Source organism: Paenibacillus sp. SRL342 (genome assembly GCF_984798905.1).
This window is the reverse complement of the sequence record NZ_OZ481790.1, coordinates 3,243,280-3,255,532: the sequence shown is the minus strand read 5'-3', so window position 1 is coordinate 3,255,532 and position 12,253 is coordinate 3,243,280. Positions and strand designations below refer to the sequence as shown.

General features: G+C 42.8%; 13 protein-coding genes. 2 read left to right on the top strand and 11 right to left on the bottom strand.

Going from position 1 to position 12,253, the window contains the following annotated elements:
* Positions 1–58 precede the first annotated feature (58 nt).
* The 9 genes from AC4E8D_RS14355 to AC4E8D_RS14315 form a co-directional block, all read right to left on the bottom strand.
* Positions 59–814: an ABC transporter permease gene (locus AC4E8D_RS14355; protein ID WP_490206393.1), complete on the bottom strand. Its 756-nt coding sequence runs from the start codon at positions 812–814 to the stop codon at positions 59–61.
* A complete protein-coding gene (locus AC4E8D_RS14350) occupies positions 811–1,560 on the bottom strand; it encodes an ABC transporter permease (protein WP_339308244.1) in 750 nt (249 codons plus the stop codon). The genes AC4E8D_RS14355 and AC4E8D_RS14350 overlap by 4 nt, the downstream gene beginning before the upstream one ends.
* The gene (locus tag AC4E8D_RS14345) at positions 1,557–2,279 is read right to left on the bottom strand and encodes an ABC transporter ATP-binding protein (RefSeq protein ID WP_339185394.1); all 723 of its coding nucleotides are present in this window, start codon (positions 2,277–2,279) and stop codon (positions 1,557–1,559) included. The genes AC4E8D_RS14350 and AC4E8D_RS14345 overlap by 4 nt, the downstream gene beginning before the upstream one ends.
* A gap of 83 nt (positions 2,280–2,362) precedes the next feature.
* Positions 2,363–3,376, bottom strand: coding sequence for a sensor histidine kinase (locus AC4E8D_RS14340; RefSeq protein ID WP_490206392.1), 1,014 nt, complete (start codon positions 3,374–3,376; stop codon positions 2,363–2,365).
* Positions 3,373–4,050: a response regulator transcription factor gene (locus AC4E8D_RS14335; protein ID WP_339308240.1), complete on the bottom strand. Its 678-nt coding sequence runs from the start codon at positions 4,048–4,050 to the stop codon at positions 3,373–3,375. The genes AC4E8D_RS14340 and AC4E8D_RS14335 overlap by 4 nt, the downstream gene beginning before the upstream one ends.
* A 298-nt stretch (positions 4,051–4,348) precedes the next feature.
* On the bottom strand, positions 4,349–4,972 hold the full coding sequence (locus AC4E8D_RS14330; RefSeq protein ID WP_339308690.1) for a sugar O-acetyltransferase: 624 nt from the start codon (positions 4,970–4,972) through the stop codon (positions 4,349–4,351).
* A gap of 39 nt (positions 4,973–5,011) precedes the next feature.
* The gene (locus tag AC4E8D_RS14325) at positions 5,012–5,578 is read right to left on the bottom strand and encodes a sugar O-acetyltransferase (protein ID WP_339301225.1); all 567 of its coding nucleotides are present in this window, start codon (positions 5,576–5,578) and stop codon (positions 5,012–5,014) included.
* 229 nt (positions 5,579–5,807) lie between these two features.
* A complete protein-coding gene (locus AC4E8D_RS14320) occupies positions 5,808–6,971 on the bottom strand; it encodes an MFS transporter (protein WP_490206391.1) in 1,164 nt (387 codons plus the stop codon).
* A 125-nt stretch (positions 6,972–7,096) separates the two neighbouring features.
* Positions 7,097–7,849 (bottom strand): TrmB family transcriptional regulator, encoded by a 753-nt coding sequence (locus AC4E8D_RS14315; RefSeq protein WP_036670754.1) that lies wholly within the window; start codon positions 7,847–7,849, stop codon positions 7,097–7,099.
* Between the two features lie 205 nt (positions 7,850–8,054).
* On the opposite strand from AC4E8D_RS14315, the gene AC4E8D_RS14310 reads away from it, so the two are divergent.
* Together AC4E8D_RS14310 and AC4E8D_RS14305 are read left to right on the top strand one after the other, a co-directional pair.
* Positions 8,055–8,183 (top strand): DUF4023 family protein, encoded by a 129-nt coding sequence (locus AC4E8D_RS14310; RefSeq protein WP_339301222.1) that lies wholly within the window; start codon positions 8,055–8,057, stop codon positions 8,181–8,183.
* A gap of 95 nt (positions 8,184–8,278) precedes the next feature.
* Positions 8,279–8,539, top strand: coding sequence for a hypothetical protein (locus tag AC4E8D_RS14305; protein WP_047842808.1), 261 nt, complete (start codon positions 8,279–8,281; stop codon positions 8,537–8,539).
* Between the two features lie 81 nt (positions 8,540–8,620).
* Here AC4E8D_RS14305 and AC4E8D_RS14300 read toward each other — a convergent pair whose 3' ends face one another.
* Together AC4E8D_RS14300 and AC4E8D_RS14295 are read right to left on the bottom strand one after the other, a co-directional pair.
* Positions 8,621–10,264: an extracellular solute-binding protein gene (locus tag AC4E8D_RS14300; protein ID WP_490206390.1), complete on the bottom strand. Its 1,644-nt coding sequence runs from the start codon at positions 10,262–10,264 to the stop codon at positions 8,621–8,623.
* Positions 10,265–10,569: 305 nt separating this feature from the next.
* A complete protein-coding gene (locus tag AC4E8D_RS14295) occupies positions 10,570–12,249 on the bottom strand; it encodes a response regulator transcription factor (RefSeq protein WP_449004496.1) in 1,680 nt (559 codons plus the stop codon).
* Positions 12,250–12,253: the final 4 nt, after the last annotated feature.

Genomic DNA, 12,253 nt, shown 5'->3' with positions numbered 1-12,253 from the left:
ATACAACAACAAGTTTTTGGTTACCTTTGTTTTATGAATATCTCTGACCATTGATCGCTTAGGCATCTTGCTTACGGTATAATACAACAGAAAATATAATAAAGATCAGTGTCCATAACATTGAAATGCCTGTCCCTTGCATTGGTGTAAGGACATTCATTTCATCAGAGGAAAGCGACCTATACATATAATATCCTGCCGTATCCGGAAAAACATGTTTAATACCAGGCAGATAATTTCTTGCCAATGGACTGACAACAAAATAATACCCAAGCAGAATGACTAGTACAGGAGTCGTTCGTCTAATTAAAGCACCTATAGCTGCACTGAGAAGACTAGTCATTGTTAAATAGCCTGTTGCACCTACTAATGTTTTAATTAATGTGTTCATCTCAATCACTTTTGTGTCTCTCATCATAACAAAAGCATATAGCACACCTGATGCAACCATAATAAACGCCGCGGGAATAGCTATAATAGCCAATGCCAGATGCTTCGCGGATAATTGAAACCCACGCCAAGGTGTCACAGTTAAAGTGGTTCGAATCTGTCCGCCGGTATACTCCGAACAAGTTGTTAAGATTCCAAGAATAATAAACCCTGCTTGAAGATATCCCATAGACGCAAGTCCTGTATCCACCATCCTTTGAGTTCCTGCAGCCCCTTGTTGGCCAATAGAAGTAAACGCTACAGCTAGAACTAAATTGACAATGAACGCTCCCGTAAGAGTGAACCATATCCATGGTAATGTAACGAGTTTGCCCAGTTCAGCACTGAGAATTGGTGTTATCTTTTTACTAGAAGAGACACTCATGCTGCAACGTCCCTCCTATAGAATACAATAGCTGCAATAATGAAGAGAACAAATACCCAAGCAAACATGACTAAACCGCCTATGAACGGAGTGTGGAATCTGTCACTCATAGACATAAACATATCAATGCCAGCCCGATCGGGTAAGTACATCGCCAACGTCGTAATCTTAGAAAGCAGAACACTAAATGATACGATGGATGAGTTGATCATGAGCACAGCAAGAGGTATAACGCCATTTTTAGTTAGAACAGTGAACCCAACTGCTAAAAGAGCGGTAAATATCCAGTAACAAAGGGCACCGAACAGTCTGGACCATTCAAATGCAGGAGCATATTCATCAAGAATAAGATGCGTTGTGGGCACCATTATTATAATAGCAACCATACAAAGCAATGCGCTAATTACTGTTACGGCGCCTCCTTTTGCCAACAAAACATAAAGTCGGGATGAAACAACAGATAAACTGGTTGTCATCTGTTGTCCTCCACCAGATTCACTGCTCTCTGTCAAATACTCACTGCTTACAGCAAGCACACCAAGGATGATGACGCCTTGTACCCCAAAACCTAATCCAATATAGCCGACTTCCGCTAGGCGTGTGCTGATTCCAGCTATAATGTCCGCTTTTTGTGTTAGACTATCCAATGCAGCAAAGACCGCTGGAGCAAATGCTCCAATAAAAAGAGCAAGCCAAATGCCCGGCAGGGAAAGTAATTTAGACAGTTCAGCGTTGATTGCTCTCATAGAGCATTCCCTGCACGTTCAGATGTCAGGGCAAAAAAGGATTCCTCTAGCGTGGAATGGGTACCTATGACTTCTTCCAATGTTCCATCTGCAACGATTTTCCCATGCTTAATAATCACCACATCATCAACCGTCTCTGCAAGCTCTCCCATTAGATGACTGGATAGTAACACGGTGTTTCCAGACGCGGCACGTTCACGTAAAAATGTCCGAATCCAGCGAATCCCTTCCGGGTCGAGCCCGTTTACGGGTTCGTCCAAAATCAATATTTTTGGATCGCCAAGTAGTGCAGCTGCCATCCCAAGTCTTTTCCCCATACCAAGTGAATAACTCCCGACTCTTTTGCCCGCCGCAGTAGTAAGACCTACTATTTCCAAAACTTCCTCGACACGTGAGCGAGGCAAGCCTGCGGCACGAGCAATCCAACGTAAGTGCGCCCGTCCTGTTCGCATGCGATGAGCTCCCGATCCATCCATTGCAGCGCCTACAGTTACTAAAGGATTGTGTAATTCTGCAAATGGCTTTTCATTAATTAGTGCACTCCCTGAGGAGGCACGATCTAATCCAAGCAGGATACGAAGTGTAGAACTTTTCCCTGCCCCATTTGGACCTAAAAAACCGGTGACTCTACCTGGTCTGGCTTTGAAACTGATACCTGATAAGATTTTTTGGGTTCCTCGGTGTTTGACTAAGTTATTAATGGTAATCAACCATAACACATCCCTTCTGTTATGGTTGTAATTATAAAGAAGCAAAGTTGCATCTCGGATATCATGTTGTTTACTTCTGGGTTAACTTTAGGTTAAGCCCTGCCAATAGCTATTCTTGTGCCATTTTTATTGGATGTAAAGACAGCTTTCAACTTCATTTTTTTCAACATATATTTTGAAGCCGATAAGCCAATCCCCACCCCGCGCTCATCGGATGAGTTATTCATACCCGGACCTCTGTCTTCAATAATAATCTGTTCATTTTCTATATCAACTACAATGTTTGCATATTCCCCCTTTGCTGCATGCCGAAGAACATTCTGATATAAGTTATCCAGAACTCGTGTCATCCATTTAGGATCTACTTCCCAATAAAAAGTCTTCTCTGCCGGTGAATCAACATCGATCCGAATTGCTTGTTCTTCAAATGCAGGATACCACGCAGCAACTGATGCTCTTACTAAGCGTCCAATATCTGTTGAAGTCGGATGAAAAGGATGTTTCCCTGATGTAATCAAGGTATAAGAAAGTAAATCATCCATTAGCTCTCCGACTCTTGTAATTGTATGGTTCATTTCCGTTAATGAGTTTTGTCCTTCCAAACTAATTGATTCCTCATTTAACCTGGTGACATGTCCTCTCAAAATAGTAAGTGGCGTTCGTAAGTCGTGAGATAAATTCGCGATGAGCCGATGTCTTAATGATTCCTCTTCATTTTCCCGCTTGCGGCTGTCCTCAAGCTGCTGAATCATCCAATTAAAGGAACTCCCTAACTGGTCTATTTCATCCATGCGATCACTCTGAACCGATATTGGTTTAGGAAATGAGTGATTTGTAGCTGAAAACGACATGAATTCTTGTAAGTAGGTGAGACGTTTGCGAAGTTTCAAGAAGAACAACCAAGACAAAACAACAAATGCAACCATGATAAAACTAAATAATAGAACAGTGATATAAAATAAATTCAACGTATTCAGATCTTCTTCATGGATACTACCCGCAAACCCAACAAACGCACTGAAGAAAATAAGCACTATGGGAGGAAAAAAGATAAATAGAAAATGTACTTTTAGAAAACGGCGAAATAATGACCTATTCTGTCTCATAATTTCACCCGATATCCTATTCCCTTCAACGTTTCTATAATCTCCGGGGAATTTGGATTACGTTCCAACTTCTGACGCAGCCGACGGATATGTACCATTAATGTTTTATCACCAGTAATATAAGCTTCTTCCCAAATAGCCTCATAGATTTGTTCTTTTGGCAGAACTTGATTAGGGTGGCGTAAGAAGTACATTAATATTCGATGTTGTTTCCCTGTCAATATAATTTCTTCACCTGTGCGTTTATCAAATATCATTTTGACTCCTAGATCTACTTCAATATGATTTCCTAATGAAATGCGTTCGGAATGTATTCCGCCACTTCGCCGGATTAGTACTTCTAATCTTGCAACTAATTCATCTGTATGGAATGGTTTCGTTACATAGTCATCGGCAAATTGTAAACCATCTACCTTATCATCGATCGATGTTCGAGCAGATAACAGCAATATCGGAACATCAGGAGCTACCTTTTTTAATCGTTTTCCCACAGTAAATCCGTCTAAGCCAGGTAACATGATATCCAAAATAACGACTTCATACTGATGTACATCTTTTTCAGCTCCCTCACCACTAAGTAGCCATTGAACCGAAAAGCCTCGCTGTTCTAATTCCTCCTTTACCAATTTACCTATCTTCTCATTATCTTCGATGTATAATAAGTTTCTTCTCAAGTAACATCCCTCTCTCTGAATGGTGTCCACTATTAGACAGATTAACATAACGCATACCATCGTTTCCATTTAAGAAAATAAGTGCTCCTTCTATGTACCCGATCTTTTCACGAGAAATGGCCGTTAGTTGAAAAAAGCAACCGATCTCGTAAATCGACTGCTTTTTTTGTTTCATAACGCTATCGATTCCGTTAGTTGAATGAATTAAGGGGAAAATAAAGATTAGTTATATGTCTAATCGGAAATAGGAACATGTTCTTGTACCGATAACATAAAAAAAGCCGCTAAAATAGCGACTTCAATGGGAATATGTTCTTGTCCCTCGACACTTCACTACATCCCTGCTGTACTTTGTTTTGTCTTCTTCCGTTATCTTGCGAATGACCCTGCAAGGATTACCCGCAGCAATCACGCCAGACGGTATACTCTTGGTCACTACGCTCCCTGCGCCGATGATCGTATTATCTCCAATCGTCACTCCGGCAAGAACCGTCACACCGCCACCGATCCACACATTATTGCCCACCGTGATGGATCCAACGATCTCCAGACCTTCATTGCGCTGCTCAACATCATAAGGGTGGCCTGCCGTATAAAATCCGCAATTGGGAGCAACAAAAACGTTATCTCCAAAACTGATTTTTCCTCCATCCAGCATGACAATATTATGATTGCTATAGAAGTTCTCACCAATTTCAATATTATAGCCGTAATCACATAAAAATGGCTGTTCAATCAGGAAACGATCCGTCGTTTTCCCCAGCAGTTTCTTGATTAACGCTTCTCTTTCATTGATCTTGGCTGGATGAAGCTGGTTATAATCGTAACAAAGTCCCTTGGCATGTAAACGCTCTTCAATTAACTCTTGATCATAATTGGCGTTATATAAGAGCCCTAATTGGGATTTCTCTTTTTCAGTCATCATTTCGTAAGCACTTCCCATCTTCTATCTAAAAATAAATTAAAGCTCAATCTCTCTTATGATTCTAGCAGGATTGCCGCCAACAATCATATTATCGGGAACATCCTTTGTAACCACAGACCCGGAAGCAATGACCACGTTGTCTCCAATGGTAACCCCCGGATTAATAACGGCTCTACCACCAATCCATACATTATTGCCAATCGTGACTGGCTTGCCGTATTCTGCACCCGTATTGCGTTCATGCGGATGCAGTGGATGAGTAGCCGTATAGATATGTACATCTGGCCCCATTAAGCAATGGTCTCCAATACGAACTTCACACACATCTAATATCGTACAATTAAAATTGGTATAAAAATGATTGCCTACATGAATGTTATATCCATAATCCACATGAATATTAGGTTCCATACCCAGGTGTTCACCTGTAGATCCCAACAGTTCCTTCAATAACTTGGTGCGAAGCTCACCGTCCGTTTCCGTCGTTTGATTGAACGTCCGCGTCATTTTTCTTGCATACTCTCTGTCCTCAGACAATTGAAGATCCGAAGCCATGTACAGCTCGCCATCCAGCATTTTCTGTTTTTCCGTCTTCGTAGTCATGATCACCGCTCCCTCTTTACACATCATGTAATTCAACATTAAATAACACTTTTTAAAACTCTTTTAATTATATAGATTACCATGAATAAAGCAAGTTTTTCTCGATATGAAAATGGTTTAATCTACTGACGCGTACTCTAGTGTATCAACAATAAAAAAACCTCTACACCCATTAGACTATGGGAATGCAGAGGTTCAAGCCTTTTGTCCAATCTCCAATTTCTTTATTCTAAGCAACCGCCTGAACGGTTTTTTCCTTAACGCTAATGGCATAGATGGCAGACACCAAACCAAGCAAAATCAGAACAGAACCAACCCATCCAGTGTTCAGAATCGATGAATGATCAATCACCATGCCACCGATATAGGTACCCAGTGCAATACCTGCATGTGCAATTCCTGAATTGGTACTGATTAGCGTTTCGGCTGTTTCCGGCGAAGTTTTGATAATGAGACTATTCTGTACAGGCGTAACGGTCCAACTCAGTGCACTCCAGATGCTTAACAGCAGTAAGAAGGCGATCAAAGGCAATCCCACACTGAACGGAATGACAGCCATAGTCACGATAAAAGGAATCAGCACGATGATAATGGCTTTAGCAGGGTGCAGACGATCGGATAACATGCCCCCTATGCCTCCACCCGCAACAGCGGCGATCCCAAACATCATATAGATAAAGGTAACCATCGTCGCGCTGGCACCCAGCGTTTCTTGCAAAAACGGTGTGAAATACGCATATAAAGTCAAGTGACCCGCAAGCACAAGCAAAGTTGTGGCATGGATTGCCAACATTTTTGGATTCCACAGAGCCGTAAGCTGTTTCTTCAGGGATACAGCAGGAATAGGCTGCACACGGTCCATCGCAATCCAGATGGCCACCATAACCACTGCGGTCAGAACAGCGATCAGCATAAACACCTCACGCCAGCCTGCCAAGTTGCCTACAAAGATACCAAGTGGTACACCCAGGATAAGTGATGCACTGCCTCCCATGGTAATGATCCCCACGGCGCGTCCTTTATATTGTGGTTCTACAATACGTGCTGCAAGGGTCAGGGAGAGTACAAAAATAAGTGAACCCGTTGCGGCTCCGAGTGCTCTGCCCGCCATCAGCATATAAAAGCTGGTGCTGAACGCAGAGATCAGATTACTGATTAGGAATACAAATAGCGTACACATATATACTTTTTTACGCTCGAATCTGGCCGTCATATTTAATAAAATCGGCGCAGACAACGCATAGACAAGTGAGAAAATAGAGATTAAGTACCCGGCTTTCGCCAGGGAAAGATGAAGATCCGTAGCAATCAGGTCCAGAATTCCGCCCAAGATCAGTTCAACGGTTCCGACCACAAATGCTGCGATAGCAAGCAAGTATACTTTCTTATTCATTTTTGAATCCTCCTCAAAAGTTACAACTACGATAGTAACCCATAAGAATGAAATTTTCAATAGTTATTTTCATGATTGTTTTCAAACAAAGATATAACAAAAAACTATCCTCCAAGAGAATAGTTTTAATAGATCAATCTGGTGAGCAGTTTCTCGATTTCAGCATCCTGTAACAGTTGGTCACCGTATTTTTTGGTAATTTGAGTAAGGGCAACATCATGGTAGAAATAATCAGTCATCGCTTTAACAATCGGTTTGGACATCGTCTTGATCGCTCGCCATGAATCATGCTCTACACCGGCAAACAGCAGATATGCATGATCCACAATAAGCAGCTGTGAAGGTTCCGGCGCATCAAGCAATGGAATCAACGAGTATATCCGGTTTAAGGATGTCTCCATGCCCCCAACGGCAAGCACTTCAACGTACACGCCCTGCTTTTCCTTCTGCTCCAGCAGTTCACGATATTTCTCCATTCGCTCATTCCAGGCCAGAAAAAGAATTGATGAATCTGCTTCCTCGATCAGCTGTTCGATATTCGATGCGATGGACGACTCATCTTTTAACGTCCAGATATGTTCATCGGTGAATGTACGTTTGATTTTGTAACTCTTCAATTCCTCAATATCTTTCTCAAAATCAGCCTTGATCTTATGAATGATGGACTGAAGATCCACAGCCATATATAGTTTCTTCTTCCCATCCATCGTTGTCAGCACCGTTCCCTTGTCGATCAGGCGATTAAGCACTTCATAGATCTTGGCTTTGGGAACGTTGGAGTAATTTACAATCGATGTGGCATCAAGCGGTTCATCCTGCGCGAATATAGCCTCGTATACCTGACTTTCATATTGTGTAAACCCGAATTTCTGCAACATGGTATGGATCTGCGCATCCCTTCTTAGTGTGTCTGGTCTATCTAGTTTAGATGCATGAACCTCCCATGTCCAGTATGTCCCAACTGACCTAGGAAAGTGGAATCAGAATTAAATTTAGCGATGTCAACAAAATAAAATCACTTGCCAGTGGTTATATTAACAATCGGAATACACATTTTGCTTATGGAAGGAGCTGTAATTTACAATGGAAAGTACTCAAGATTTTGTGAAGAAAGTTAACGAAAATGCCGAAAAAGAGCGTCACAATAAAAACAACGGCAAGGGAACGCCAGGGGACAAGCTGCCATCCAAACAGCACTCAACGAATAAGTAGAGTCTATTTATTAAACATCATGTCTTCCGTCTAACACCCTTTCCTCTACTTCTCATCTACTATTAAGAACCTTTAATAGAAAAGAGATGATTAGTATGGCTCGTGTCAATGCTGTTCCACAACCGGATCTGGTATTAATCTACTGGTCTAGAAATCCGCTCATTCCCGGTTCTGCGCGCAGAATCCAAAGTGTACGTGTGATTGGTAATACATCTCCATGTACATTCACACTGGTTCCTGGTGCACGGCTAATCAATGCACTGAACTGCTTGCTGGACAATGATATTGGATTCAAAGTGGTATACCGCTACAAAACGTCAGAAATCAGTGGGGTTCTGTTATTGAAACGAAAATAATTTGCCCCAAAAAATGGTGCCTCTCCTTATGGGAGCGCACCATTTTTCATTTTTTCTTTGATCTTATGAAATTCAATCCTTTTATTGGTTAGCTGCGATGGTGTCGTTCACTTCTTGTGTGATCTGATCCCCGCCAAGTTTCTTCCAATTGGCTACAAAGTTATCGAACTCGTCAATCGACAAATTACCATAGATGATTTTCAGAAACGTCTCGGCTCTCAGTTTATCAAGTGTTGCCTGTTTGGTATTCATCGTTCTCGTTGGTGCATAGATGAATTCATTCATAACAATCAGGTCATTATCCCGATAGTATTTAATCACACCTTGTGAACTCTCTGGGCCAAAGATACGCTCCATATGCCACTTATCGAGATTCCCATTCCGATAATCCATAATATCGTCATAGAACAGCTTCGCTTCGAGTTCCAATCCAGAGGTATCTCCTGTTTTGAGCGCCTGCTCTACTTCATCCTGTGCTTTCACATTTTTGTTGGCTGGCAGGTTGGAGACTGTCGCATTATGAAAACCAAGACCTGTCAGTCCATTCAAATAAGCAGCCCGTTCTTCCTTGGCAGACTCACCGAACATTTTTTCAGCCTGAAAATTAAGAAGTTTAATCAACGCTTCTGGATGCTCGTAGCCTTTGCGAACGGCAAATATACCGCCCAGACTAAGATGATTCTGTGTTTTGGCTGGCTGATCATCAATCGATTGAACCGGGTAAGCCATCCAGTCGATGTTTTTGTCTTTCTTAATCATGCTGCTAACCTGAAATGGTGCCCATTGTGGCAGGAAGAACATGCCTGACTTGCCTGCATTCACATCCTCCATCATTTTAGCAAAATCCTTCACGCCAAATTCGGGATCAAGCACACCCTTCTGATACAGAGTTTGAAGTTCACGCAATCTTTCTTTCACTTCCGGTTGGATCGTTCCATTCACGACTTGACCTGAAGCATCCTTAATCCAGGTTTCGAGGTAACCATGATAACCGAGCAAGAACGCATTTATAGGTAAATCTTTGTTCAAGGCAATACCGTACGTATCATCTTTGCCATTTCCGTCTGGATCTTCGAAGGTAAAGGCTTCTGCAATCTGGATGACATCCTGCATGGATTTGGGTGCCTCAAGACCGACCTTTTTTAACCAATCCTGGCGTATCCAGATCATATCAGAAGAATCCAGCGAGCCCGGGAAGCTTACCATGGCATATATTTTCCCATCCTTCGTTACCGGCTTCAGACCTGCTCCATCCTCAGCAGACATGAACTCCTTCACCAGTTTGGATGCATACTTGTCATATACTTCGGTCAGATCCTCCAGCATTCCCGCTTCATGAAGTTGTTCGAATTGAACAGCACTCACTTTCAGTACATCCGGCAGATCACCACTCGCCAGCGTGACATTCATCTTATCGTTATAATTGGCATCCGGAACGATCCATTCGTACGTTACATCAATACCGAGTTCATCCTTGTACCCTCTGGTCCAGATGTTGTTGGCGTGTGTATCTCCTTGGGCGAGCGATTCTTTCCCTGTTTCATTCATGGTGGAAGTCAATTTAATGGGTGGGTCATATTTCGTAAGTGGTCCTCCCGCATCCTGCTGTGTATTCGGCGCTGCTTCATTCTCGGCACTTCCCGCACCAGACGAACAGGCAGCAAGCGTGGTGGCCAGCACCATGGTTAATGTTAATAATGAGAACTTCTTGAATGATATATTCATGCGAATCCCCCTTTTTTCTCCTCCCGTGAGGTATATAAGATGAACTATAAATATTAAACATCCACTCCGATAGCAGAATAACCTTCCGATCACTGTTATCCCCAGATTTCCTTTATCCCTTTTTCCAAGGGAGAAATCTGTTGATAAAGGTGAACGCTTCGCTTCTTCAGTTTTTTTCTGCTCTCTCCGTTCAAGGTTTAATTTGACTCATCTTATATATAATTTTATTTTATAAAGAAAGCGCTCTCACTTCGAGTGTACCCCGTTGACATCTGGTATCTTTGATTTACCATTTGAAATATCATTTAACTTTTCTGATCCCGATACTCTTGAGGGGTGCAGCCTGTTGCTTTTTTGAAGAAACGATAAAAATAATGTTGATCACTAAATCCAACCTTCGCAGATATTTCATGCATCTTGCAAGAAGAACCCAGAAGCAACTCTTTGCTTCGCTCCACTCTACGGTCATGGATGTAGTCGGATATGCCTTTACCTGTAATTCGTTTATACCAACGCGACAGATAAGAAGGGTTAAGAGAGACTTCCTGTGCGATCCGTGTGAGTGAGAGGTCATCCTCCAGATGGTGCTTGATGTATTGATGGATCGTAATCAGAATCTGTGATTGGTCGTTCACGCGGGCATCGCTTCGTTTGGAGATCATCCATTCGTATGCCGATTGATAAAAGATGACCAGATCGGACCATGCCGTATGGATGTCAAAATGCAGCATTTGGGACAGCGATATTTCGTCCATTGCCGACTCGTACAACCCTAGTTCATGCAGGACTTCAATGAGTATACTAGCTGCACCCGTATACGTTTTCATGCGAAAGAACGGATCTTGAAGTCCCTCCTTCGCCGCCTCGGTCCATTTATGGAATGACTCTATCCATTCCCGATCCCCGGCGGTTATTCGCTGTTTGATCTGATCCAGATGCAGCGCTACAACACCCTGTTGATTCATAATGCTAGGGGTGTATGGCAATTCATCCTGGATATTTACACGTAAGAGCTTCTCCATCCCAAACCCGGGGCTCTCATGAATCGACAGGCGTAACTGCGCGATCGCCTGATTAACCCTGCTCCACTCTACCGCTTGCTCGCTGACCATAATGGATACAGACAGGTTCAGGCAGTCCGCACAGGATTGCTGCACAGACTCCAGTGTGCCATAGACAAAACGAAGGGTCTGGTTCCAGCTGTCTGGCTGACTCCCTCGTTCCCCTTGCGTATTAGATATGTGTGACGAATGCGCCTCTTGCGATTGAATAAAACACGCGATGACCTGAGTGTCCAGATCAATCGCCTTCACCCTGGCCTTGTCTTGCAGCAACTCCTCCGCAACATTGGCAACGGCATAGCGGATTAGACTGCGATCCGCCTGGGATTGATAGTTGTTCCATTCTTCTACCCGGATGATCACTGGAATAACGAGTTGATCGGATTCGAAAGGTAGCTGCACAGCATCCAGTTCTTCTTGAAGTGAAACGGTATCATGTCTATCCGTTCGCTTAAGTACATCCAGCAGCAATTGACGCTGTAACTGGGGCAGCGCTCGCGGTAATTTACTGCGAAACCAGGCAGCTTGGTAGCGAAAATCATTCTCTTCCGAGATCTGTGCTAATGCCCGTTCTACTGCAGCCCGAATGTGGTTCATGCCCTCTGTCTTTAACAGGTAATCAACAACGCAAGGATTTCGAATGGCTTGGTGTGCATAATCGAATTCGTTATGTCCCGTCAGTAATAGAACTTTGCATCGTGGCCACCGGTCCATAATCTGCTCAATCAACTGCATGCCATCCATGCCAGGCATACAGATATCGCTGAGTACAATATCAATCTTTACCAAGTTCAACCAATCAATAGCTTCATAGGCAGAGTATGCCTTGATTATCTCCATGTCCTGTAGATTTGCTTTTTGAAAGAACGCATACAGTCCGTCCAGAATAACAGGTTCATCATCGACAATAAGCATCCGCTGCATAATC